The sequence below is a fragment of the Dissulfurirhabdus thermomarina genome (assembly GCF_012979235.1).
In the GTDB taxonomy this organism is placed as follows: domain Bacteria; phylum Desulfobacterota; class Dissulfuribacteria; order Dissulfuribacterales; family Dissulfurirhabdaceae; genus Dissulfurirhabdus; species Dissulfurirhabdus thermomarina.
This window is the reverse complement of record NZ_JAATWC010000001.1, coordinates 598,026-620,634: the sequence shown is the minus strand read 5'-3', so window position 1 is coordinate 620,634 and position 22,609 is coordinate 598,026. Positions and strand designations below refer to the sequence as shown.

At 74.0% G+C, this 22,609-nt stretch carries 21 protein-coding genes and 1 tRNA gene; 8 read left to right on the top strand and 14 right to left on the bottom strand.

Annotated elements, in window-relative coordinates; translation table 11 throughout:
• Positions 1–55: 55 nt before the first annotated feature.
• Together HCU62_RS03005 and HCU62_RS03000 are read right to left on the bottom strand one after the other, a co-directional pair.
• Positions 56–817 carry a prenyltransferase/squalene oxidase repeat-containing protein gene (locus tag HCU62_RS03005; RefSeq protein WP_169755411.1) on the bottom strand — a complete coding sequence of 254 codons (762 nt, stop codon included), beginning with the start codon at positions 815–817 and terminating at the stop codon, positions 56–58.
• Positions 798–1,946 (bottom strand): tRNA-queuosine alpha-mannosyltransferase domain-containing protein, encoded by a 1,149-nt coding sequence (locus tag HCU62_RS03000; protein WP_169755410.1) that lies wholly within the window; start codon positions 1,944–1,946, stop codon positions 798–800. The genes HCU62_RS03005 and HCU62_RS03000 overlap by 20 nt, the downstream gene beginning before the upstream one ends.
• 91 nt (positions 1,947–2,037) lie before the next feature.
• On the opposite strand from HCU62_RS03000, the gene HCU62_RS02995 reads away from it, so the two are divergent.
• The 3 genes from HCU62_RS02995 to HCU62_RS02985 are packed head-to-tail and all read left to right on the top strand — an operon-like array spanning position 2,038 to position 4,247.
• On the top strand, positions 2,038–3,276 hold the full coding sequence (locus HCU62_RS02995) for a NupC/NupG family nucleoside CNT transporter (RefSeq protein ID WP_163299261.1): 1,239 nt from the start codon (positions 2,038–2,040) through the stop codon (positions 3,274–3,276).
• Between the two features lie 36 nt (positions 3,277–3,312).
• Entirely contained in the window at positions 3,313–3,744 is a 432-nt protein-coding gene (locus tag HCU62_RS02990; RefSeq protein WP_163299262.1) for a CoA-binding protein, read from the top strand.
• Positions 3,741–4,247 (top strand): type 1 glutamine amidotransferase domain-containing protein, encoded by a 507-nt coding sequence (locus tag HCU62_RS02985; RefSeq protein WP_163299263.1) that lies wholly within the window; start codon positions 3,741–3,743, stop codon positions 4,245–4,247. The genes HCU62_RS02990 and HCU62_RS02985 overlap by 4 nt, the downstream gene beginning before the upstream one ends.
• A 56-nt stretch (positions 4,248–4,303) precedes the next feature.
• On the opposite strand, the gene HCU62_RS02980 is transcribed toward HCU62_RS02985, so the two are convergent.
• Positions 4,304–4,783 (bottom strand): FKBP-type peptidyl-prolyl cis-trans isomerase, encoded by a 480-nt coding sequence (locus tag HCU62_RS02980; RefSeq protein ID WP_163299264.1) that lies wholly within the window; start codon positions 4,781–4,783, stop codon positions 4,304–4,306.
• Positions 4,784–4,886: 103 nt separating this feature from the next.
• Here HCU62_RS02980 and coaE point away from each other — a divergent pair, with 103 nt between their 5' ends.
• Both coaE and HCU62_RS02970 read left to right on the top strand, forming a co-directional pair.
• Entirely contained in the window at positions 4,887–5,567 is a 681-nt protein-coding gene (gene coaE / locus HCU62_RS02975; protein WP_163299265.1) for a dephospho-CoA kinase, read from the top strand.
• A gap of 335 nt (positions 5,568–5,902) precedes the next feature.
• Positions 5,903–5,979, top strand: a tRNA-Arg gene (locus HCU62_RS02970).
• A gap of 7 nt (positions 5,980–5,986) precedes the next feature.
• Here HCU62_RS02970 and HCU62_RS02965 read toward each other — a convergent pair.
• The 9 genes from HCU62_RS02965 to HCU62_RS02925 form a co-directional block, all read right to left on the bottom strand.
• Positions 5,987–6,949 (bottom strand): bile acid:sodium symporter family protein, encoded by a 963-nt coding sequence (locus tag HCU62_RS02965; protein ID WP_309474830.1) that lies wholly within the window; start codon positions 6,947–6,949, stop codon positions 5,987–5,989.
• A 3-nt stretch (positions 6,950–6,952) separates the two neighbouring features.
• Positions 6,953–7,861: a polysaccharide deacetylase family protein gene (locus HCU62_RS02960; RefSeq protein ID WP_163299266.1), complete on the bottom strand. Its 909-nt coding sequence runs from the start codon at positions 7,859–7,861 to the stop codon at positions 6,953–6,955.
• Positions 7,858–8,913 (bottom strand): bifunctional UDP-4-keto-pentose/UDP-xylose synthase, encoded by a 1,056-nt coding sequence (locus tag HCU62_RS02955; protein WP_163299267.1) that lies wholly within the window; start codon positions 8,911–8,913, stop codon positions 7,858–7,860. The genes HCU62_RS02960 and HCU62_RS02955 overlap by 4 nt, the downstream gene beginning before the upstream one ends.
• An 80-nt stretch (positions 8,914–8,993) precedes the next feature.
• Positions 8,994–9,911, bottom strand: coding sequence for a formyltransferase (locus tag HCU62_RS02950; RefSeq protein ID WP_169755409.1), 918 nt, complete (start codon positions 9,909–9,911; stop codon positions 8,994–8,996).
• Positions 9,912–9,914: 3 nt separating this feature from the next.
• Positions 9,915–11,603, bottom strand: coding sequence for an ArnT family glycosyltransferase (locus tag HCU62_RS02945; RefSeq protein WP_163299064.1), 1,689 nt, complete (start codon positions 11,601–11,603; stop codon positions 9,915–9,917).
• The gene (locus HCU62_RS02940) at positions 11,584–12,543 is read right to left on the bottom strand and encodes a glycosyltransferase (protein ID WP_163299065.1); all 960 of its coding nucleotides are present in this window, start codon (positions 12,541–12,543) and stop codon (positions 11,584–11,586) included. Before HCU62_RS02940 ends, HCU62_RS02945 begins: the two co-directional genes overlap by 20 nt.
• A gap of 6 nt (positions 12,544–12,549) precedes the next feature.
• Positions 12,550–13,734 carry an aminotransferase class I/II-fold pyridoxal phosphate-dependent enzyme gene (locus tag HCU62_RS02935; protein WP_163299066.1) on the bottom strand — a complete coding sequence of 395 codons (1,185 nt, stop codon included), beginning with the start codon at positions 13,732–13,734 and terminating at the stop codon, positions 12,550–12,552.
• A gap of 2 nt (positions 13,735–13,736) precedes the next feature.
• Positions 13,737–14,108, bottom strand: coding sequence for an EamA family transporter (locus HCU62_RS02930; protein WP_163299067.1), 372 nt, complete (start codon positions 14,106–14,108; stop codon positions 13,737–13,739).
• A 140-nt stretch (positions 14,109–14,248) separates the two neighbouring features.
• A complete protein-coding gene (locus HCU62_RS02925) occupies positions 14,249–15,946 on the bottom strand; it encodes an ArnT family glycosyltransferase (protein ID WP_163299068.1) in 1,698 nt (565 codons plus the stop codon).
• Positions 15,947–16,266: 320 nt separating this feature from the next.
• On the opposite strand from HCU62_RS02925, the gene HCU62_RS02920 reads away from it, so the two are divergent.
• The 3 genes from HCU62_RS02920 to HCU62_RS02910 all read left to right on the top strand — a co-directional run bounded on the left by HCU62_RS02920 (position 16,267) and on the right by HCU62_RS02910 (position 19,940).
• A complete protein-coding gene (locus HCU62_RS02920) occupies positions 16,267–16,944 on the top strand; it encodes a response regulator transcription factor (RefSeq protein WP_163299069.1) in 678 nt (225 codons plus the stop codon).
• Positions 16,945–16,999: 55 nt separating this feature from the next.
• Positions 17,000–18,364 carry a sensor histidine kinase gene (locus tag HCU62_RS02915; protein ID WP_169755408.1) on the top strand — a complete coding sequence of 455 codons (1,365 nt, stop codon included), beginning with the start codon at positions 17,000–17,002 and terminating at the stop codon, positions 18,362–18,364.
• A gap of 97 nt (positions 18,365–18,461) precedes the next feature.
• Complete coding sequence (locus tag HCU62_RS02910; RefSeq protein WP_169755407.1) at positions 18,462–19,940, top strand: rhomboid family intramembrane serine protease; 1,479 nt, start codon at positions 18,462–18,464, stop codon at positions 19,938–19,940.
• On the opposite strand, the gene HCU62_RS02905 is transcribed toward HCU62_RS02910, so the two are convergent.
• Together HCU62_RS02905 and HCU62_RS02900 are read right to left on the bottom strand one after the other, a co-directional pair.
• Entirely contained in the window at positions 19,937–21,439 is a 1,503-nt protein-coding gene (locus tag HCU62_RS02905; RefSeq protein ID WP_163299145.1) for a tetratricopeptide repeat protein, read from the bottom strand. The two genes, HCU62_RS02910 and HCU62_RS02905, sit on opposite strands and share 4 nt — an antisense overlap.
• A gap of 194 nt (positions 21,440–21,633) precedes the next feature.
• Positions 21,634–22,428, bottom strand: coding sequence for a hypothetical protein (locus HCU62_RS02900; protein ID WP_163299144.1), 795 nt, complete (start codon positions 22,426–22,428; stop codon positions 21,634–21,636).
• Between the last annotated feature and the right edge of the window lie 181 nt (positions 22,429–22,609).

The following is a 22,609-nucleotide window of genomic DNA, read 5'->3' as shown; positions in this document are numbered from 1 at the left end:
GTGGATGGCCCGGCGGGGGCGCCCAACGTGCGGCCCGGGAAGGGGGCGGCGGGCCTCAGGCGGGGCGCCAGCGGTCGAGGAGCCGGAGGGCCCCCACGGCATGGCGGGTGGCGTCGAGGAAGGCCGCCGCCCCGTGGATGCGGGCGAATCCGCCGGCGCCGGTGCGGCAGGCGAGGACGTAGGTCCGGGCGGCCGCCAGGTCGCGGGGCACGGCCCCGAGCATCGCCAGTACGCGGAGGGCCGTGTGGCAGTGTTCCACGAAGGAGGTCGTCCCCGGCCGGCACCCGAAGCCCCCGTCGCCGTTCTGGCAGGCCCGGACCCAGGCCGCCGCGCCGGCGGCCCATCCGGGGGCCTCCCCCGCCGCCCGGGCGAGCACCAGCGCCATCCATACCTCGCGCACCACGGGGGGCCGCCGCGCCGGGGCCGGCGCCCCCGCCGGGCCGGCCGCGACGCACCCCGCCTCCCGGAGCCGGTGGCGCCAGAAGCGGGCCTCAAGGGTGTCCCGCCCCCCCACCCCCGGGGCGGGCCCGGCCGCCGGCACCCCCACCCGCCGGGCGCTCCAGCACAGGTGGTACAGCGTGCGGGGGTCGCGCCCCGGCACCCCGAGCTCCCCGGCGATCCATTCCCGGAGGCCGGCATCCGGGGGCGGGACGGCCGCCCCCGCCGCCTCCAGGGCCTCCAGGGTCCGGAGGGCGTGATAGGTGTCCTCCGCCGTGGCGGGCAGGAGCGGGGTGGCGGCGTAGCCCCCGGCCGCCTTCCGCCGCGCCGCCACGAAACGAAGCACGCCGTCGGCGATCTCATCCCAGGGGGGCCGCATCTGCCGCCTCCTTCCCGCCGCCGGGCCGCCCCCCGGCCTCCCCCGCCGCGCCGTCGAGGATCCAGGCCCGGTACCTCTCCCCCAGGGCGGCCCAGGAAAAGGGTTCCGTGAGGGCGCGGGCCCGCTCCGCGCCGAGCCCCGGGCACCCCTCCCGCAGAAGGGCCTCGAGCCGCGCCTCGAGCGTCCCCTCCTCGTAGAGGAACTCGCCGGGGAAGAGTTCCGGGTACGCGAGCCGCCGGGGGAGCAGCGGCCGGCATCCCGCCCGGACCGCCTCGAGGACGGCGATCCCGAAGAACTCGTGCCGCGCCGTGGAGACCGCCACGTCGCCCCGGCGCAGCCAGGCCGCGTAGGAGGCCCGGTCCGGGGCCGTCCCGAAGTGGAGGATCCGGTGGCCCAGCCGCCGCCGGGCGGCCCGGAAGACGGCCGGCTGCCGCTCGAAGGACTGCCCGAGCACCACGAGCCGGAAGGGCACACCCCGCCGGTCGAGCCGGAAGAGGACCTCGAAGAAGGTCTCCGGGTCCTTGTCGTGCTCCCACCGGTGGTTCCAGACCACCACCGGCGCCCCCCCGTCGCGGGGCGGCCGCGGGGCCCGGTCGATGTCGGCGAAGTCCACCCCGGGGGGCAGCACCGTGCTCCGGGCACGGATCCGGCCGGCCGGGTCGTCGAGGGCGAGGTCCCGGGGCACGCGGAGGAGGCGCCGGGCCCCCTCGAGGAAGGTTGCGAGGTTGTGGGCGGAGTTGAAGGCCAGCCGGTCGGCGGCCAGGGCCGTGGTGAGGTTCGTGAGGGCGAAGTGGAAGTCCCGCTCGTCCTCCGCCTGCACCGGGTAGGCGAACTGGTTCTCGTGGAAGTAGGCGAGGAGCGGCACGCACCGGGTCCAGGCCGGGGCGAGCCCCCGGAAGGCCGCGGCGTCCAGGTAGGTGGAAGAGAGGACCCGGTCGAACCGGTCCCGGCACCCGGCCAGGCGCTCGGCGAAGAAGGGCGCCGCAAGGCGCATCCGCCACTTCCACTGCCGGGCCGGGAGCCCCATCACGGTCCACTCGGCGGCAACCGCCCGCTGGAGCCCCCGGAGAAAGGCCGCGTGGGAGCCGCCGAGGTAGGGTTCTATGACCAGGATCCGGGGGGTCCGCATGTTTCACCGGCTTGCCCGGCGGGCCGCCCTCCGCGTAAGGTGGAGCGACACCGGGCGGCGGCCGCCGCCCCGAGAATAAGGAGGCGACGTCGTGTGGCAGAGTCTCTTCGGCCTCTTGGTGCTCACCGGCCTGGCCTGGGCCCTGGGCGAAGACCGGCGCCGGTTCCCCTTCCGGGTGGCGGGGGCGGGGCTCGGGCTCCAGCTGCTCCTTGCTATTCTGCTGCTCAAGCTCCCCCCGTGCAAGGCCGTCTTCCTGGGCCTCAACCGCCTCGTGACCGCCCTGGGAGACGCCACCCAGGCCGGCACCGCCTTCGTCTTCGGCTACCTCGGCGGCGGGCCGCCGCCCTTCCCGGTCACGGTGCCGGAGGCCACCTACGTCCTGGCCTTCCGCGCCCTCCCCCTGGTCCTCGTGATGAGCGCCCTGTCCGCCCTGCTCTTCCACTGGCGCATCCTTCCCGCGGTGGTCCGGGCCTTCGCCCGGCTGCTCCAGCGGGGGCTCGGCGTCGGCGGTGCCGTGGGGGTCGCCGCCGCGGCCAACGTCTTCGTGGGGATGGTGGAGGCCCCGATCCTGGTCCGGCCCTACCTGGCCCGGCTCACCCGGGGCGAACTCTTCACGGTGATGACCTGCGGCATGGCCACCATCGCGGGAACGGTCATGGTGCTCTACGCCGAGATCCTCCGGGGGGTGCTCCCGGACGCCATGGGCCACATCCTCACCGCTTCCCTCATCAGCGCCCCGGCCGCCGTGACCGTGGCCCGGATCATGGTGCCGGAGGCGGCACCGCCCACCGGCGGCGGCGACGTCCCGCCCTCGGAGGCCGCCGGGGCCATGGACGCCGTCGCCCGCGGCACGGTCCAGGGCGCGGCCCTCCTCCTGAACATCGTGGCCATGCTGGTGGTCTTCGTGGCCCTGGTGCACCTGGCCAACCAGGCCCTCGCCCTCCTGCCCCGGCCGGGCGGCGGCCCGTTCACCCTCCAGGGGCTCCTCGGCCGGGCCATGGCCCCGGTGGCCTGGCTCACCGGCATCCCCTGGCGGGAGGCGCAGGCGGCCGGCGCCCTCCTCGGCACCAAGACCGTCCTGAACGAGTTCCTGGCCTACCTCGACCTGGCCCGCCTGCCGGGCGCCGCGCTCTCGCCCCGCAGCCGGATCATCCTGACCTATGCCCTCTGCGGCTTCGCCAACCCCGGCAGCCTCGGCATCCTCATCGGCGGCCTGGCCACCATGGTCCCCGAACGGCGCGGGGAGATCGTGGCCCTGGGGCCGAAGTGCCTGGTCTCCGGCACCCTGGCCACTTGCATGACCGGGGCGGTGGTGGGCATACTGGTCTAGGACACGGCCCGGGAAGACCCCGGCAGGGAGGAGACCATGGCCATCCTCACCGACGACGCGGACATCCGGCGGCTCCTCCAGGCGGCGCGGGTCATCGCGGTGGTGGGCGTCTCCACCAACCCCGAGCGCACCAGCCACGACATCGCCCGGCGGGTTCTGGACGCCGGCCGGTGGCGGGTGCACCTGGTCAACCCCGTCTACGCCGGCCGGGAACTCTTCGGGCGGCCCATCCTCGCCTCCCTGGCCGAGGTCCCGGAACCGGTGGACATCGTGGACGTCTTCCGACGGCCCGATGCGGTGGAGCCCATCGTGAAAGACGCCCTGGCCGCGGGGGCCCGGGCGGTCTGGTTCCAGCCCGGGACGGAGAACCCGGAGGTGATCCGGCGCTACGCCGACCGGCTGGACCTCGTCACCGGCGCCTGCCTCGGCGTCATGGCCGGCCGGGCCGCCGGGCCGGGGGCGCCGTGAAGGCCCTCGTCCTCACCGCCGCCGGGTTCGAGGACACGGAGCTCCTCTGCCCCCTCTACCGCCTCCGGGAGGCGGGGCTCCAGGTGGACGTGGCCGCGCCGGAATGGGGGGCGGTGCGGGGCCTGCACGGCTACTCGGTGACCGCCAACCTCACCCTCGACGACGTTCCGCCCGCCGGGCACGAGCTCCTGGTGGTCCCCGGCGGCACGGCGCCGGCGGCCCTCCGGACGCTGCCTCGGGCCCTGGACCTCGTCCGGGCCCAGGCCGCCGCCGGGCGGCCCCTGGCCGCCATCTGTCACGGCCCGCAGCTCCTGGCGGCGGCGGGGCTCTTGGCCGGGCGCCGGGTGACGGGCCACCCGAAGATCTCCCGGGAGCTCATCGCCGCCGGCGCCCGGTACGAGGACGCCCCCGTGGTGGTGGACGGCGTCTTCATCACCTCGCGGCGGCCGCCGGACCTCCCCGCCTTCATGGCCGCCATAGGAAAGGCCCTGTCCGCCTGGTGACGGACAGGGCCATCTGCCTCGAAAGGAGCGGGACCCGCCGGGCCCCGTCAGCAGGCTCACCCGCCGCCGCGGTTCAGGTTGAGCACCCGGAGCAGATCCGTGGCGGTGGCCATCCGGACCTCGGCCACCCGCCCCTTCAGGGTGAGGGACTTGCCGGCGGCGGGATGGTTGAAGTCGGCCACCACGGAATCGGCGCGGACCTCGCGGGCCACGAAACGGACCTTGCGCCCGTCGGCGGTGACCTCCTCGTAGACCTCCCCCTCCCGGATGGCCTCCGGGCGACGGAAGGTGGACAGCGGCACCTCGTTGACCAGGTTGCCGTCGTAGTTGCCGAAGGCCTGCTCGGGGGGGATGGTGACCTCCACCTCGTCCTCCGGCTCGCGGCCATGGAGGACCTTCTCGAGGGCGGGGAGGATGGGTTCGCGCCCGTAGACGAACTGAACCCGGTAGGGCCGGGTCAGTTCCTCGGGCGTTTCCCCCCCGTTGACCGAGAGGGTATAGTGCAACGTGACGACGGTGTCGGGGGTGATCTTCATGTCGCTCGGATGACCTCGTTGATCCTTCTTCGTGGATACCGGCGTATGCCGTTTTTTATTCAACAATCATTATAGCTTTTCCTCTAACGTTTTGCAAAAGGCCGTGGATACGTCCAGCCGACCACCGCTCAAGGTCTATGCCGTCACCGGGGGCCTTGCGGCCGGGAAGAGCACCCTCGCCGCGGCCCTGGCCGCGGAGGGAATCCCCGTGGTGGACACCGACGAGCTGGCCCGGGCGGCCGTCGCCCCGGGGGCCCCGGGCCACGCCGCCGTGGTCCGCGCCTTCGGCGAAGAAGTGCTCGCCCCGGACGGCTCCCTCGACCGGAACCGGCTGCGGCGCCTCGTCCTGGACGACCCAGGGGCGCGGAGCCGGCTCGAGGCCATCGTCCACCCCGAGGTGCGGGACCGGCTCGAACGGCGGCTCGAGGCCCTGGCCGCCCGGGGCCACCGGGTCGCCGTGGTGGAGGTGCCCCTCCTCTACGAGGCCGGATGGGAAGACCGTTTCGACGGGGTCATCGCGGTGACGGCCCCGGACGACGTGCGGGAGGCCCGCCTCGCCCGCCGCCACCGGATCCCGCCCGGGGAGGCCCGGCGCTGGCTCCGCGCCCAGATGCCCCAGGAGGAGAAGGCCCGCCGGGCGGACCTGGTGGTCCGCAACCACGGAGACGCGGCGGACCTGGCCCGCCAGGCCCGACACCTGGCCGCGGCGCTCAAGGCCGGCGGCCTGGATGAAACCAGCCCGGGGCCGCCGGGCCGTCGATCAACTCCCAGATCTACGCGATAAGGCGGCACCTACCTTGACGCACCTGCCGCCGTGTGTGCCGGGGGCGTGGCGACCGGGAAGACGAGCCCGATCACCCGGATGGGAGCCCGCGCCATGCGCGATGCCGTCCACTGGACGCGCAGCGTTCAACGGCGGTTGAACGCACGGGCGCCATTGATGCCCTGGAGGACTGGGAGACGAAACGGCCCAGATCTTCGCCAAAAGATGCGCCATCATCCGGGACTGACAGGTTATTGACAACGAGGCCCGCCCCGGGTACCCCTCGGTGACGCGGGCATCCGGAGCACCGCCGCAGCCGGCGCCGCCTTGCGGCGCCGGCGAACCCGGACCTCGCCGCGCCTGTAGCTCAATTGGATAGAGCGCCGGACTTCGAATCCGGAGGCCGGGGGTTCGAATCCCTCCAGGCGCACCACCCGGTTTCACGCCGGATCCGCCCGCCCCCCTTCCCCCGGGCCGGCCGGCCGGCGCCGCCAGATCCCGGCCAGCAGCGCCCCCGACACGTTGTGCCAGACGGAGAAGACCGCGCTCGGCAGCGCCGCCAGCGCCCCGAAGTGGGCGTGGGCCAGCGCCGCCCCGAGCCCCGAGTTCTGCATCCCCACCTCCAGGGCGATGGCGCGGCGGTCGGCGGTGTCCTGGCCGAGGATCCACGCCCCGGCGTAGCCCAGGGCCAGCCCCAGCCCGTTGTGGAGCACCACGGCCCCCAGCACCAGGGGGCCCGTGGCCCGCAGGTTGCCGGCGTTGAGCGCCACCACGCACCCCACGATGGCCACGATGGCGAGCACCGAGACGGCGGGCGTCCAGGCCTCCGCCCGGGCCGCCGCCCCCGGGGCCAGGCGCTTCACCGCGAGCCCCAGGACCACGGGCACGAGCACCACCTCGAGGATGGAGAGGAAGAGGGCCGCCGGGTCCACCGGGAGCCACCGGCGGGCATAGAGCAGGGTGAGCCAGGGGGTGACCAGCGGCGCCAGCAGCGTGGAGCACGTGGTCATGGCGATGGAGAGGGCCACGTTGCCCCGCGAGAGGTAGACCATGACGTTGGAGGCCGTCCCCCCGGGGCAGGCCCCCACGAGGACCAGCCCGGCCGAGATCTGGGGCGGCAGCCGGAACCCGGCGGCGATCCCGAAGCCGGCCAGCGGCATCACGAGGAACTGGAGCACCACGCCGAGGGCCAGGGGGACGGGGGAGCGGAGGGCCCGCCGGAAGGCCTCGGCCTCGAGGGTCATCCCCATGCCGAACATGATGAGCCCGAGCAACGGTGCGATCCAGGGCCGGATCCCGGTGAAGGCCCCGGGGAAGCGGACCGCCGCCGCCGAGGCGAGGAGCACCCAGAGGACGAACCACCGGGTGAGCACCGCGCCGCCCCTTGCCTTCGCCGCCGCCACGGCTCAGCCCGAGGTCGCCACCGTGCCGGCCCGGCCCGGAAGACACGCCCGGGCCAGTTCGCGGACGGGGACGGCCTCCGGCCGGGCGAGCACCCGTTCGGCCGTCGCTTCCAGGGTGCGGATCCCCGCGTGGCGGGCGAGGAGCTCCGAAAGGAGCGCATCGAAGAACTCGGCGTAGGGTCCCCCCTCCACCTCGGCGTGCACGGCGAGCACCGGGAAGGGCTCGCCCGCCAGGGCATCCAGGAGGGCGCGGCGGAGATCCGCCGCCCGCCGGACCCCCACGGCCAGCAGCTCCTCGATGCAGGGCCCGGTGGTGGGGACCTGGAGGGTCCGGAAGGCCCGCCCCGCCGCGCGCAGGCGGCAGGGCGGGCCGCCCCGGAGATCGCTCGCGTACCGCAACCCCAGCCCGTCCTGGACCTCGAGGCTCACCGCCGTGGCCTGCCACCCCGGGGCGGCGGTGGCCCGGGGCGGGCGCCCAAGGATGCCGGAGAAGGCCGCGAAGGCCCGCCCGAACTCCGCCGCCACCGCCGCCCGGTCCATCCGGTCCAGGTGGTCCTGCCAGCGCCGGTGGTCCCAGGCGTGCACCGCCGCCTCGTGGCCCTCCGCCTCGATCCGGCGCACGAGATCCGGGAAGGCCGAGGCGATGGGCCGGGCCGGGAGCAGCGTCCCGGACAGCACCGTGCGCCAGCCGTAGAGGCTCGGGGCCCCGGTCCGGAGCATCTTCTTCAGGAAGACCGGCTCTCGCAGGAGGCGGAAGACGGCCTTGCCGGCGTTGTCCGGCCCGAAGGAGAGGAAGAAGGTGGCCCGGACCCCGCGGCGGGCCAGGATCTCCAGGAGGACGGGCACCCCGCGGCGCATGCCGTCGTGGGTGTCCACGTCCACCTTGAGGGCCACGGGGGCGCCGCGGCTCATGCGCCCCCGGCCGGGTCCAGGGCCTCCCGTGCCGCGCGCCAGTCGGCCACGTAGGCCGCGATGGTGCGCCGGAGGGCCTCCCGGAGGCCGATCTTGGGCTCCCAGCCCAGCACCTCGCGGGCGGCGGTGATGTCCGGCACCCGGGCGCCGATGTCCTGGTAGTCCTTGCCGTAGAAGGCCTCGGCGGAGACCTCGCGCAGCTCGGCCTTCTCCGCCAGGGGAGCGAGGTCCGGGAACTCCTTGAGGACGTCGATCATGAGCTCCGCCAGCTCCCGGATGGAGACGTCGTTGGCGGGGTTGCCGATGTTGAAGATCCGGCCGTCGCACCGCCCGCCCTCGTTCCGGAGGATGGCGAGCAGGCAGTCGAGCCCGTCGTCCACGTAGGTGAAGCTGCGCCGCTGGCGCCCCCCGTCCACCAGGTTGATGGGCTCCTCCCGGAGCAGGTGGCCCAGGAACTGGGTCACCACCCGGGAGCTGCCCTCCTTGGGGGTGGCCAGGGTGTCGAGCCCGGCCCCGATCCAGTTGAAGGGCCGGATCAAGGTGAAGCGCAGGCCCCGGTGCTGCCCCATGGCCCAGATGACCCGGTCCATCATCTGCTTGGCGCAGGCGTAGATCCAGCGCTGCTTGTGGATGGGACCGTAGACCAGGAGGCTCGTCTCCTCGTTGAAGGGCGGCTCCGGGCACATCCCGTAGACCTCGCTGGTGGAGGGGAAGATCACCCGGGTCCCGTAGCGGGCGCACTGGCGCACCACCCGGAGGTTCTCCTCGAAGTCGAGCTCGAAGACGGCCAGGGGGTCGCGGACGTAGCTGGCCGGGGTGGCGATGGCCACCAGGGGGAGGCACACGTCGCACTTCTTCACGTGGTACTCGATCCACTCCTTGTTGATGGAGATGTCGCCCTCGATGTAGTGCACCCGGGGGTGGTCCACCATGTCGCCGAGCCGGTCGGCGGCGAGATCCATCCCGTAGATCTCCCAGTCGGTCTCGGCCACGACCCGCCGGGTGAGGTGACTGCCGATGAATCCGTTGACTCCCAGGACGAGCAGTTTCATGAGACGGCTCCTTGGCTGGGCCGGGCCCCTCGGCCCGGCCGACTTGCAATCCGGGGCGGCCGCCGGGCGGCCGCGATGGGTCACTCGAACCGGTCCCCCGGCCGGACCAGGGCGGCGAGATCCAGGGGAGTGTCGGGGCCGGCCCCGGCCTCGCTCACGGTCACGAGCCGCAGCGCCCCCTCCCCCGCGGCCACCACCGGTGCGGCGCCCCCCTCCAGCACCGTGCCCGGCGGGGCGGGACCGGGGGCGGCCGGGGCCGGTTCCGCCCACCAGACGATGAGCCGCCGCCCCCGGAGAAACCCGAAGGCCCCGGGGTAGGGCCAGGCCACGGCCCGGACCAGGTTGTAGATGCGGCGGGCCGGCCACGACCAGTCGATGCGGCCGTCCTCCGGCCGCCGGCCGCCGAAGTAGGTGGCCCGGGACGAATCCTGGGGAACCCGCGGCGCCGTGCCGTCGAGGACCCTCGGGATCATCTCGCGCAGGAGCTCCGCCGCCGCCTGCTCGCACTTGCGGAAGAGGTCGAGGGCGGTGTCGGTCTCGGCGATGGGGACGGCCCGCTGGCCCACGATGTCGCCTGCGTCCGCCTGGCGCACCATGTGGTGCAGGGTCACCCCGCCCTCCCGCTCGCCGTGGAGGATCTGCCAGTTCACCGGGCACCGGCCGCGGTACCTGGGAAGGAGCGAGCCGTGGAGGTTCAAGGCGGCGATCCGGGGCAGGCGGAGGATCTCCTCGCCGATCATCCGCCGGTAGTAGCAGGAAAGGATGACGTCCGGCGCCAGGTCCCGGATCTGCGCCACCCACTCCGGGCGGTTCACGTCTTCCGGGGCGAAGACCGGGACCCCGTCCCCATCGGCGAGTTCCGCCAGCGACCCGAACCACCGGGTCTCCCCCGGGTCGTCGCGGTGGGTGAAGACCGCCGGGACGGACACGCCCAGCCCCCGGAGCACCCGGTAGGCCGTCCGCCCCATGTCGCCGTAGCCGAAGAGGACCACGGACACGGGCTACCTCCCCCCGCCCGCCCGCAGCCGCCAGGCCACGAGCTTTCTCCGGGCCCGCCCCTCCCAGGGGCGGACCGGCTCGGCGAGAGACGCCGCCGCCGGGTCGAGGCCCAGGGGGGCGAGTTCCGCCAGATACTTCCTCCGCGAGACGAGGACCGGGACCCCCGGCCCCTCCTGAAAGGCCCGGACCGCCGCGGCGTCGGCCAGCACCGGGATGTCCGCCGGCGGATCGAGGTAGAAGATGGTGTTCGGGGAGGCCTTCCGGTAGAAGGCCGCCCGGGCCCCCGGTGTCGCGGCGAGCTCCCGCTTGAGGGCCAGGGCGAAGGGCTTCTCGGTCCGGTACGGTTCGAGGAGCCCGAGGCAGCCGAGGAAATACCCCCCCATGAGGACGGCCGCGGCGGCGACGGCGGCCCGGGCCCGGCCGCCGGGCCCGAGGCGGCGGGAGGAGAAGGCCGCCGCGGCACCGGCTGCGGCCGCGGCGAGCCCCATCCCCGCCACCAGGGCCGCAAGGCCCGGCGGGGGCACGAACCCCAGGCGCCGTTCCCAGAGGGGGGTCGCGGCGGCCGCGGCCAGGGCCGCAAGGCCCGCCAGTGCCAGGAACCCGCCCTGCACCCGGAGGGCCGCGCCCGCCCACCGGCCGAAGACCGCCGCCGGGTGCTCGAACCCGGCGGCCATCCACAACGCGGCGAAGGGCAGCGCCGGCAGGATGTAGTAGCTGCGGCGCGACCCCGAGGCGGTGAAGAAGCAGAAGACCAGCACCAGGGCCAGGAAGACCCAGGTCTCCGGCGCGGCCCGGGAGGCCCCGTCCCGGACCCCGCGCCACCAGCGGGGCGCGCCGGCCAGCGAGGCCAGGAAAAGCGGCGCCCACGGGAGCAGCAGCATGGGGAGGTAGTAGAGGTAGACGTAGAAGGGCTCCTTGTGGTCGAAGGGCTGGAAGAAGCGCTGGACGTTCTCCCGGAAGACCAGGGCGAGGCCGCTCTCCTCGTAGCCGGGCCGGGTGAGGCCGGCATAGACGAAGGGGACGAGGTAGACCCCGGCGGCCAGCAGGGCCGCGGCGATGTTCCGAGGGTCCCGGAGCGCGGACCAGTCCCGCCGGAGGTAGAGGTCGGCCGCCACGGCCAGGACCGGCACCACCACGGCGGTGAGCCCCTTGGTCTCGGCGCCGACGAAGCAGATGAGCCAGAAGGCCAGATAGTTCCAGAACCCCGGCCGCTCCCGGTGTGCAAGGTACCAGGCCACGGCCAGGGTGACGGCGGCGAGGTTCTCCATGTCGGCGGTCCCGGCCCGGGCCCAGAAGAGGAAACCGTAGGAGGTGAGCAGCATCCAGCCCGCCGCCCGCCCCACCCCGGGCGAGAAGAGGCGGGCGCCCATGTCGCGGAGCCCCCACAGGGCCGCAAGCCCCGCCGCCGCGCTGGGCAGCCGGAGCGCCAGCTCGTCCAGGGCGCCCAGCACCTTGGCGGCCGCCGCGATGAGCCAGTAGGTGAGAAGCGGCTTGTCGAAGTAGGCCGCCCCGTTGATGGTGGGGTGGAAGTAGTCGCCGGAGCGGAACATCTCCCGGACGATCTCGGCCCACCGGCCCTCCGCCGTCCAGAGCCCACGGTCCCCGAGCCCCCAGAAGAGGAGGACCGCGGCCGCGGTCCAGAAGAGCAGGTCTCCGGCCGTCTGCCGGCGCTCAAGGAGCGTCGTCGCCATGCTCGTACACCTCTCCGACGAGGTAGGCCGGCCGCCGCCGGACCGCCTGGAAGATCCGCCCGATGTATTCCCCGAGGAGCCCCAGGGCGAAGAACTGCCCGCCCACGAAGAAGAACAGCACCGCGAAGAGGGTGAAGACCCCCTGGGCGGCCCACTCCGCCCCCAGGACGAACCGGAGCACCAGGATGAGGGCCGCCATGGCGAGCCCCGCCACCGCCAGCCCCGACCCCACCAGGAAGAGGAGTCGGAGCGGCCAGAGCGAAAAGCCCGTCATGAGGTCCAGCTGGAGGCCGAGGAGCTTGAGGAGCGAGTACTTGGAGTCGCCCCCGGCCCGCGCCTCGTGTCGGACCGGGATCTCCACGGGGTTCGCCGCGAAGAAGGTGGCCAGGGCCGGGATGAAGGTCCGGTACTCGGGGTTTCGGAGGATGCCATCCACCACGCGGCGGCTGTATCCCCGGAGCATGCAGCCGAAGTCCCGGAGCGAGATCCCGGAGATCCGCGTGATGAGCCGGTTGGTGACCCGAGAGGCCCACTTCCGGAACCGGGTGTCGCGGCGCCCCACCCGGTAGGTCCCCACCAGGTCGTGCCCCTCGCGGAAGGCGGCCAGGAGCCTCGGGATCTCCTCCGGCGGGTTCTGGAGGTCGGCGTCCAGGGTGATCACCCACTCCCCGCGGCTTTCGGCGAAGCCCGCCATGACGGCCCCGTGCTGGCCGCAGTTGCGGGCGAGCCGCACCACCCGGAGCCCGGGGCGCCGGCGCTGCTCCGCCCGGAGGAGTTCGAGGGTCCGGTCCGTGGAGCCGTCGTCCACGCAGACCACCTCCCACGGCTCGGGCACCTCCGCCAGAACGGCGAAGAGCCGCCGGCAGAACTCGGCGACGTTGGCCGCCTCGTTGTACATGGGGGCCACGATGGAGAGCCGGGGGGCCGTCTCGCCGGGCATCCTGCGCTACCTCCGGAACCGACGGACGAGCCGCTCGAGCGCCGCCGCGACGTCCGCCTGGTCGGCCTCCTCCAGCAGCGGGTAGAGGGGGAGCGAAAAGAGCCGTTCCCCGTTCCACTCCGCCCGGGGGAGATCCCCGGGCCGGAAGCCGTAGCGTTCCCGGTAGTACTTCTGGAGGTGCACCGCCGGGAAGTGGAGCCCGATCCCGATGTTTTCGGCCTGGAGTTCGGCGATGAACCGGTCCCGGTCCACGGCGAGGGCCTCGAGCTCCAGGCGGACCACGTAGAGGTGCCAGGCGTGGACGTGGGGATAGGGGACCCCGCCCAGAGGCCGGACCTCGGGGATGCCGGCGAGGAGCTCGTGGTACCGGGCGGCCAGTTCCGCCCGGCGCCGGTTGAACTCCTCGAGCCGGGCGAACTGGTGGAGCCCGATGGCGGCCTGGATGTCGAGCATGTTGTACTTGAAGCCGGGCTCCTCCACCTCGTACTGGGGGACGCCGCCCTTGGCGTAGCGCCGCCAGGCGTCGCGGGAGATCCCGTGGAACCGGAGCCGGCGCATCCGGGCGGCCCGCTCCGGGTCGGCGCAGAGCACCATCCCCCCCTCCCCGGTGGTCATGTTCTTGATGGGGTGGAAGCTGAAGACCGCGGCCTCGCCCTCGGCGCCCACGAGCCGGCCCTTGTACCGGGTGCCCACGGCGTGGGCGGCGTCCTCCAGGACCGGGATGCCCCGGGGCTCGCAGAGGGCCCGGAGGGCGTCGAGATCGGCCGGGGCGCCGGCGAAGTGGACGGGGATCACCGCCCGGGTCCGCGGGGAGAGCCGCCGCTCCACCTCGGCGGGGTCGATCTGGAGGGTCTCCCGGTCCACGTCGGCGAAGACCGGCCGGGCGCCCAGAATCTCGATGTTGTTCACCGTGGAGGGCCAGGTGATGGGCGTCGTGATCACCTCATCGCCCGGGGCGAGGTCGAGGGTGCACAACAGGATGTGGAGCCCGGCCGTGGCGGAGTTCACGGCCACCGCCTCGCGCCCCCCGCTCCAGTCGGAGAAGGCCTTTTCCAGGGCGGCCACCTTGGGCCCCGTGGTGATCCAGCCCGAACGGAGCGAGTCCACCACCTCGTCGATCTCCGCCTGGCCGATGGTGGGACGCGAAAACGGGAGGAACGTCTCGCGGACGGGCCGATCCGTCGGGGTCATCTTCAGGCGCTCCGGGTGACGAGGTAGACGCCGAGGCAAATCACCAGGATCCCGGCCCAGCGGACCGGGCCGAGGGCCTCGCCGAAGAAGGCCTTCCCGGCCAGAGCCGTCACGATGTAGCCCACGCTGAGCAGCGGGTAGGCGTAGCTCACATCCACCCGGGAGAGCACCATGAGCCACACCACCACGCTCACCACGTAGCAGGCCAGGCCCGCGAGCACGTAGGGGTTCAGGGCCACCTCGAGGCAGAGGCCGGCCAGCCCCTCGAGGCGAAAGGCGAAGGGGCCCACCACCCGCATGCCCTGCTTGAGGGCGAGCTGGGCCAGGGCGTTGAGCAGCACCCCGGCGAGGATGAGAGGGAGATACCGGTTCATGGATTCGTTGTCGCCTCCACCGGAAGGGCCTCGACGGCGCGGCGGTGCAGGGGGCGCCGTTCCCGTCTTTATAGCGCCCGGAAGGGGCCAAGGGAACCCCCCCGCCGTGGCCGCCACGGATCCCGGCGCCCCGCGTGCCTTTAGCGGTGGCAGCGGACATCCCCCTCCAGCCGCCAAGCAAAGAGCCGGGCCGCCTCCTTCCCGAGCCGGGGCCAGGCCCGGGAGACGAGGAGGGGCCTTTCGACGACCGCGGCCGGCAGGGCCCAGCGGATGACGTCGAGGTCCTCGGCCCGGGCCACGATCACCTTCGGCCCCGGCGCCTCGAGGAAACGGCACAGGTCCCCGGTGCCGAGGAAGAGGGCCACCGGGCGCGGCTCGTCGAGGTAGAAGTAGAGGTTGGACATCAGCTTGCCGTAGACCCCGATCCGCTCGGGGGGCACCCCCCGGGCGGCCGCCTTGAGCCCGAGGAGGAAGGGCTTCTCCGTCCGGAAGGCCTCGAACTGGGGCTGCTGCACCGCGAAGACGCCGGCGGCCGCCACCGCCGCCGAGGCCAAGAGGCCCATCACGGCCGGGGGCCACCCCGGGGCCGGGCGGAGGCGCCTGGGGGCCCAGAGGGCCAGCAGCATGCCCGTGCCGACGGCGGCTCCGCCGAGCCGGAGGCCGGGGACCTCGGGCCAGCCCGCCTTCGCCCGGATCCAGGGCCAGGCCAGGGCCCCGGCGATCTCGGCGGCGGCGAGGACGGCGAAGACCCCCGCCTGGAGGCGGACGGCCGCCTCCCGCCACCGCGTCCGTCCCCCGATCCCGTCGAGGTAGGCGGCGCCGGCCAGGGCGCAGAATGGGATCACCGGCAGGATGTAGTAGCTTCGGCGGGAACCGGAGAGGGTGAAGAAGAGGAAGACCGCCCCGGCCGCCTCGAGCACCCAGCGGGCCCGGGGATCCAGCCGGCGGTACCCGGCGGCCATGTCGGCGAGGGCCCCCGCCGAGAGCGGCGTCCACGGGAGCAGCAGCACCGGGAGATAACGGAAGTAGACGTAGAAGGGCTCCCGGTGGTCGAAGGGGTGGACATAGCGGACCACGTTCTCCCGGAAGGCCATGAAGAGCCCCCTTTCGCCGTAGGCGCCGGCGGCCAGGTCCGCGTAGAGGAAGGGGAGGAGATAGGCCACGACCCCCAGGGAGAGGGCGGCGGCGTGGGCCGGGTTGAGGTGGCGGCGCCAGCGGCCGCCCCGGGCGAGGTCGGGGAGAAGGGCCGCCGCCGGTACGGCCACCGCGGTGAGCCCCTTGAAGTGGGCGCCGAGGGCACAGATCAGGTAGAAGCCGAGGTAGGCGCCGAACCCCGTCTCGTCCCGTCGCGCCCAGTACCAGGCCACGGCCGCCATGACGGCGGCCAGGTTGGCGGCGTCGGCGCTCCCGACCCGGGCCCACCCGGCGAACCCGGCGGTGGTGAGCAGGATCCACCCGGCGATCCACCCGGCCCGCCGGGACCAGAGCCGGGCACCCAGGGTCACCGTGGCCCAGAGGGCCACGAGGCCGGCCACGGCCGAGGGCAGGCGGACCGCCCACTCGTCGAGCCCGCCCGTCACGACGGAGGCCAGCGCGATGCCCCAGTAGGAGAAGAGTGGCTTGTCGAAGTAGGGAAAACCGTTCAGGCGGGGGTGGAAGAAGTCACCCGCGAGGAACATCTCCCGGACGATCTCGGCCCAGCGGCCCTCCGGCCCCCAGAGGGCCCGGCCGCCGAGCCCCCAGAAGAGCACGACCACGGCCGCCGCCCAGAAGAGGACCGCCGCCGCGGAAACCCGCCGCCCATCCCGGGGGGATATGTCCGCCGATCGTTCCGCCACCCGTATCCTCCACGGGCCCCGGCCCGCGGGGCCCACGGCGGACATCCTAGGCGGCCTTTCTTGAACGAGGATGACAGGTGGATGAAATTTCTGTCATCTTCGATGGCCCCGCCGCCATCGCCGCGGGGCCCCGATCGCCGTCCCCTCCCCCCGGCCGTGTTGACCTCCGGCGCCGGCTGCGGCACCATGGCCCCACCGGGACAGACGACGGACCCGGCCATCTCCCGAGGGGCCGCCCCGCGGTCCGGCGGCGCGGCGCGGAAGGGCGAAGGGCCCAGAGGCCCCCGGCCGCTTCGTGCGGCCGGGGGCGCCGAAGGACCATGAAGATCCTCGTCGTGGAAGACGACCGCCAGACGGCGCGCTACCTCGCCAAGGGGCTCCGCGAGGCGGGCTGCGCCGTGGTGACGGCGGCCGACGGCCCCTCGGGACTCGAACGCGCCCGCGAAGAGGTCTTCGACTGCCTCGTGGTGGACGTCATGCTGCCCGGGATCGACGGCCTCTCCCTGGTCCGGTCGGTGCGGCGGGGCAACCCCTCCGTCCCCATCCTCATCCTGAGCGCCCGGGGCGCGGTGGAGGACAAGGTTCGGGGCCTCGAAGACGGGGCCGACGACTACCTCTCGAAGCCCTTCTCCTTCAGCGAGCTCCTGGCCCGGGTCCGTGCCCTGGTCCGCCGGGGCGCCGGGCAGCCATCGGCGGCGCGGATCCGGACCGGCGACCTCGAGATCGACCTGGCCGCGCGCCGCGTCTCCAGGGCGGGCCGCCGCCTCGACCTCATGCCCAAGGAGTTCGACCTCCTGGTGGCGCTGGCCCGGAACGCGGGGCGCGTCCTCACCCGCACGCAGATCCTCGAGCACGTCTGGGGCTACCTCTACGACGCCGGGACCAACGTGGTGGACGTCCACATCTGCCGGCTCCGGAACAAGGTCGACCGCGGCTTCGCCTCCCCCCTCATCCACACCATCCGTGGCGTCGGCTATGTCCTCCGCGACGAGCCCTAGGCGCCGGCTCTCCCTGGCGGCGCGGATGACGCTCTTCACAGCGGGCGTCTTCGCGATGGCGACGCTCGGCCTCTTCTGGGGGACCTACCACTTCCTCGGCCGCGTCCTCGACCAGGACGTGGGGGCGGAGCTCCGGGAGGAGATCGGGGAATACCGCCTCGCCTTCCGGGAGGGCGGCCTCGCGGCCGTGCGTGCCGAGATCCTCGACGAGGCGGCCGGCGAGGGACCCGAGAACTACTACGCCCGCCTCTTCGACCCTGCGGGCCGCGTCGTCCTCGAGACGGACCGCCGGCCCTGGGGCGAGGTGCCGCTTCCGGCCCTCGACCCGGCGGGCGGCGCCGCCGGCCGGATCCGGCGCCTCGCCATCCCCGCCCGGCCGTGGCGGGAGGCCCGCCTGCTCACCCTCCCCGTCGGCGGGGGCTACACCTGCCAGGTGGCCCTGCCCGCCGCCTGGGACGTCCGCCTCCTGAACCCGATCCGGAACCTCATGGCCTGGGGCACCGTGCTCGCCCTGGCCCTGGCGCTGCCCCTGGGCTGGTTCGTGACCCGCCGGGGACTCCGGCCGGTGGAAGAGATCCGGCGGGTGGCCGCCGACATCGCCGGCGGGGGAGACCTCTCCCGACGCGTGCCGGAAGGCGGTGCCCGGGACGAACCGGCACGCCTCGCCGCGACCTTCAACGCCATGCTCGGCCGGATCGAGGCCCTGCTCCGCACGCAGCGGGAGATGCTGGACAACGTGGCCCACGACCTCCGGACCCCCATCACCCGGATCCGCGCCATGGCCGAGACCGCCCTGGCGGCGGCCCAGGCTCCCGGGGCCCAGGAACCGCTCGCCCACATCATGGAGGAGTGCGACCGCTGCACCGCCCTCTTCAACGCCCTGCTCGACCTGTCGGAGGCCGAGGCCGGGCTCCTGCGGCTTCGCGTGGAACCGATGGACGTCGGGGCGCTCCTCGGAGAGCTGGCGGCCTTCTTCGGCCCGGCCGCGCGGGATCGGGGCATCGAGCTCCTCGTGGAGGCCCCGGGCCCCGGTGCTCCAGCCGCCGTCGCCGCCGACCGGGTCCGCCTCCGCCAGGCCCTGGCCAACCTGCTCGAGAACGCGATCCGTTTCACCCCGCCGGGCGGGCGGATCCGGCTCTGGGCCGAGGCCGGCCCGGGCGGCCTGGGCCTCCTCGTCCAGGACTCCGGGCCGGGGGTCCCGCCCGCCGACCGGGAACGGATCTTCCGGCGCTTCACCCGCGGAGACCCGAGCCGCGCGGGATCCGGGCGCGGCCTCGGCCTCGCCCTGGCCCGCGCCTACGTCGAGGCCCACGGGGGGCGGCTCACCCTCGAGGAGCACCCCGGGCCCGGGGCCCGCTTCCGCCTGTGGCTGCCGCTCCGCCGCGACGGCGACGCGGCGGAGCCGGCCGAACCGGGCTGAGGAGACCGGGGGCCGGCCTCAAGGGGCGGGCGCCGGGGGCCGACAAGGAAGGCAGCGGGGCCGCCGGCCCAGACCGGGCGCCCCGCCCCGAACCGCCATGCTCCTCCTCCCCGTCCTCCGAGACACCGGCCGGCGGCACCGGCCGCTGGCCACCCTGGCGATCCTCCTCGCCAACTGCCTCGTCTTCGTCCTCTTCCAGCTCGGGGACGGGAAACGCTACCGGCAGGCCGAGTCCTTCTACCTGGAATCGGGCCTCGCCCGGATGGAGGCGCCCCTCTACCTCCGCTACCTCGAAGAACGGGGGGATCGGCCGCCGATCCCGGGAAAGACCCCCCCGGACCGGCTCTCCGAGCCCGACCTCCTTCGCCTCCACCGGGCCATGGAGGCCGACGCGGACTTCCTGGAACGGCTCGAGGCGGGGCGCCTCCGGCCCGCCCCGGCCCGGGGCTGGCCGGAGTGGCGCCGGCTCCGCCAGCGCTACACCGCGCTCCGCGCCCGGGTCACCTCCTGGCGGTTCGGCTTCCGGCCCGCCGCGGCCACGCCGCTCACCGCCGTCACCTACATGTTCCTCCACGGGGGCTTCTGGCACCTCATCGGGAACATGGTCTTCCTGTGGCTGGTGGGGACCGCCCTCGAGGGCGGCTGCGGGCGCCCCTTCTACGCCGCGCTCTACCTCCTCGGCGGCCTGGCCGCCGCGGGGCTCTTCTGGGCGGCCTATCCCCGGAGCCCCATGCCGCTCATCGGGGCCTCGGGGGCCGTGGCGGGCCTCATGGGGGCCTTCGCCGTGCTCTACGGCCGGCGGCGGATCCCGGTCTTCTACTCCCTGGGCTTCTACTTCGGCACCGCCACGGTGCCGGCCCTGGCCCTCTTCCCCGCCTGGGTGGGGAACGAGATCGCCCAGCTCGCCCTGGGCGGCGACACCCACGTGGCCTACGCGGCCCACGTGGGGGGGCTGGCCGGCGGGGCGCTCCTCGGCCTCCTGGACCGGCGCCTCCTCCACCGCTCGGACCCGGAGGCCTTCGAGCCGCCGCCCGAGGACCCCGTCCCGGCCCTCTACGAGGCGGCCCTCGTCAAGGTCCGCCGGCTGGATCTTGCGGGTGCCCGGCCCATCCTCGAGGAGATCCTGGCCCATGAGCCGGACCACGTGGGGGCCCTCCGCCAGCTCTTCCTCGTGGACCGGGAGACCCCCCGCGACCCCCGCTTCGCCCGCACCGCCGGGCGGCTTCTCGCCCGCCTGGCCCGGGACCGGTCCACCTGGGCCGAGGCGGCGAAGGTCTGGCGGACCTCCCGGGAGCTGGGCCTGGACCCGCCCGCGACGCCGGAGCTGCGCGCCCGGCTGGTCCAGGTCTTTCTCTCCCTCGGGGAGGTCCGCGAGGCGGAGGGCCAGGTGGCGGACCTCCTCCGAAAAGCGCCCGGCCACCCCGCCCTTCCCACCGCCCTCCTCCACCTGGGGCGCCACTGCCTCGAGCACGGCGAGCCGGAGAGGGGCCGCCGGTGTCTCCAGGCGATCCTGGCCCGGTTCCCCCGGGCCCCGGAGGCCCGCCTCGCCGAGACGCGGCTGGGGGAAGAGGGCTAGGCGGCCGGCATCTGCTCGAGGTAGCGCCGGATCCGCGGGGCGATCTCGTGCCCGGGGAACCGCCGGAGGACCCCCTCCAGGATGGACCGGGCCTGCGCGGGCTTCATGAGCCGCTCGTGGATCACCTGGGCCAGGCGGAAGCAGGCCTCCGGGACGCGGGGGCTTTCGGGATACCGCCGGACGAGGCGCTGGAGGGCCGCCGCCCCCCGCTTGAGGTCCCCGGCCTCCATCAGCCACCCGCCGACCCGGTAGAGGACCTCGGCGGCCGGGGCGAAGTCGGCGTCCAGCTCCAGGCACTCGAGGTAGGCGCGGCGGGCGCCGGCCCGGTCCCCGACCCGGACGAGGAGGTCCAGGTACTCTCCCGCGTGGGCGAGGGCCGCGGCGGGGTCCGGCCGGCGCCGGAGCAGCCGGAAGAGCCGGTCCGAGAGCTCCGGGTCGTCCCGGACCTCGGCCCGGGCCGGCCCCTGGAGCCACGCCGCCGCCTCGTCGTAGCGGCCCTGCTGGATCAGGGCGTCCACCCGGGCACGGCTACCGCCGCCGGCGCCGGGACCGCCCGCCCCGGCCCCGGCCGCCCGTTCCAGGAGGTCGGTCTCCACGGGAAAGCCCAGCTCCTCGTGGTACTGGAGGATGAAGCACCCCATGAGGTGGTAGGTGACCAGGAGGTAGTAGTTCGAGGCGGCCTGCCCCAGGAAGAAGAGGAGGACCGGCGGCAGCACGCCGCCCGTCAGCCGAAGGAGGGCGGCGGGGGCGGCCCCCAGGAGGAGCAGGAAGGCGAGGAGCACCAGGTACCCCCGGCCGGTCCGCGCCACCAGGGCCCCGAAGCGGCCGGGGTGGAGGGCCTGGACGAGGCTCCCCGTCACGACGAGGATCATCAGCATCGACGGCATGTAGCAGAAGGCGGCGAGGGCGAGGGGGATCGCCACCCAGGCCACCGCCGACGCGGAGGCGCGCCCGAGGAACGCCACCGCCAGGCCTCCCGCCACCCCGGCGACCAGGCCGATGGCCCCGCCCACCACGGCGTAGAGGGCGACCATCTTGAAGACCACGGGGAACTGCTCCGTGGAGACCCGCCCCGGCGACGGCGGCTCGAAGTTCCCCCGGGCGGTCTCCTGGAGCACCACGTAGGCGTAGTTCAAGAGGACGCCCCAGAGCAGGAAGAGGAGGAGGAACGTGAGCCAGGGCAGCGGGACCGGGAGGGCCCGGACCAGGAGGTTGGCGCCGGCCACCCCCAGGATCACGACCAGGGGCCTGGGCCGGAGGGGATAGCGGAAGATCCGGGGCAGCCGCCGCCAGAAGGGGGGCAGGAAGTTCGAGACCGGCAAGGGCTCCACGGGGAGGTTGCACCCGGGGCAGAGGCGGAGGCGGCCGGTGCCGGGGGCGGAGCCCGCGGGGGCCGGGACCACGCATTCCGGGCAGAGATGCGTCCGGCACCGGGGGCAGGCCCAGTGGGCCGGCCGGGTCGGGTGGCTGTCGCAGGAGACGGCCGTGGCGTCCTCCATCCCGGGGCGGTACCGCGCGGTAGCGCCCCTTCCTTTCCCGCCTTATCGATCCGGCACGGCGGATACTTTAGGGCCGGGGGCGCGGGGCGGAACGGCCCGGCGTGGCTCCGGGGAAGGGGCGGCCCCGCCGAAAAAGGGGCCGCGCCCGGATCGGGCGCGGCCCCTGACATCTCGTCCGAAGGACGGGAGCCGGTTCAGGGCGTTCCGGCCTCCTTCTGCCAACCGGTCTTGTCGCCCTGGTCGAAGCCCTTGGGCGTCTTTCCCTTCTTGGCGAGACCCGGCGGCATGGCGGCATCGCCCCAGCCGACCTTCTTGCCCCTGTTCTTCCGGCTCCATCCCGGAGGGGCCTGAACGTCGGCGAGCTCCACCCGGAAGTTGTCGAAGCCGGCGTCCAGGAAGTTCCGGTAGACCTTCATGTCCACGTCGATCCGCACGGCCTTTCCGGCGTAGGCGGAGATGTCGTAGACGAAGTGGGTCATGGGGATCTCCTGGGGCTGGGTCCCGTCGGTGAGAAAGAGCGTCTCGAGGACATTGTCGGACAGGTCACGGATGTGGACCGCGATGCACTGGTCCGGCCCGAAGCTGCCCGCGTGGTTCTTGTAGAACATATCCCAGCTCAGGGCACGGGCATAGTCGGGAAGGACCACGTCCTGGTACATCCGGTGCTCCTGGCCCCCGTTCTGGAGCTGGAGCGCCATGAGGCCGCCCTCGGTGGCCTCGTAGGTGTGGGGCAGGCCCGCGGAGTTCTCCTGCACCATCATGGCGTCGCAGTAGTCGAAGACGGCCTGGTAGCGGTTGATGGTCTCCCCGTGCCGGGCGATGCCCCAGGTGCCGAAGTAGGCGGGCCTCCCCTCCCGCAGGGTCCAGCCCGAGTAGTCGCCGGTCTCGAAGCCGCCGTTGACCAGGACCGGTTCCCCGGCGAAGGCGGTTCCGCCGACGAGCGACACCAGCAACGCCACCTTCCCCAGAAGCGAAAAGTGCTTGCCCATACGTCCCTCCTTCACGCTCGAGGGCCCGCGGCCCTCTTCTGTCGTCCCCGCACCGTAAAAAGGCCGCACGCGCCCACGATACCCGGAAGAAACGGCTCGTGGTGCCTGCAGCCCTTGGAGCGGTGCCCAAATTCGTCACTCCGTGTCGAACTTGGGCAGTTCTGACCTCCTTCTTCGGGGT

Bases quoted from the DNA above. Each gene is read 5' to 3' on its own strand.
- HCU62_RS03005 (WP_169755411.1), bottom strand. From the start codon at position 817: ATGCGGCCCCCCTGGGATGAGATCGCCGACGGCGTGCTTCGTTTCGTG.
- HCU62_RS03000 (WP_169755410.1), bottom strand. From the start codon at position 1,946: ATGCGGACCCCCCGGATCCTGGTCATAGAACCCTACCTCGGCGGCTCC.
- HCU62_RS02990 (WP_163299262.1), top strand. From the start codon at position 3,313: ATGGCCATCCTCACCGACGACGCGGACATCCGGCGGCTCCTCCAGGCG.
- HCU62_RS02980 (WP_163299264.1), bottom strand. From the start codon at position 4,783: ATGAAGATCACCCCCGACACCGTCGTCACGTTGCACTATACCCTCTCG.
- HCU62_RS02960 (WP_163299266.1), bottom strand. From the start codon at position 7,861: ATGAGCCGCGGCGCCCCCGTGGCCCTCAAGGTGGACGTGGACACCCAC.
- HCU62_RS02955 (WP_163299267.1), bottom strand. From the start codon at position 8,913: ATGAAACTGCTCGTCCTGGGAGTCAACGGATTCATCGGCAGTCACCTC.
- HCU62_RS02945 (WP_163299064.1), bottom strand. From the start codon at position 11,603: ATGGCGACGACGCTCCTTGAGCGCCGGCAGACGGCCGGAGACCTGCTC.
- HCU62_RS02940 (WP_163299065.1), bottom strand. From the start codon at position 12,543: ATGCCCGGCGAGACGGCCCCCCGGCTCTCCATCGTGGCCCCCATGTAC.
- HCU62_RS02935 (WP_163299066.1), bottom strand. From the start codon at position 13,734: ATGACCCCGACGGATCGGCCCGTCCGCGAGACGTTCCTCCCGTTTTCG.
- HCU62_RS02930 (WP_163299067.1), bottom strand. From the start codon at position 14,108: ATGAACCGGTATCTCCCTCTCATCCTCGCCGGGGTGCTGCTCAACGCC.
- HCU62_RS02920 (WP_163299069.1), top strand. From the start codon at position 16,267: ATGAAGATCCTCGTCGTGGAAGACGACCGCCAGACGGCGCGCTACCTC.
- HCU62_RS02915 (WP_169755408.1), top strand. From the start codon at position 17,000: ATGGCGACGCTCGGCCTCTTCTGGGGGACCTACCACTTCCTCGGCCGC.
- HCU62_RS02910 (WP_169755407.1), top strand. From the start codon at position 18,462: ATGCTCCTCCTCCCCGTCCTCCGAGACACCGGCCGGCGGCACCGGCCG.
- HCU62_RS02905 (WP_163299145.1), bottom strand. From the start codon at position 21,439: ATGGAGGACGCCACGGCCGTCTCCTGCGACAGCCACCCGACCCGGCCG.
- HCU62_RS02900 (WP_163299144.1), bottom strand. From the start codon at position 22,428: ATGGGCAAGCACTTTTCGCTTCTGGGGAAGGTGGCGTTGCTGGTGTCG.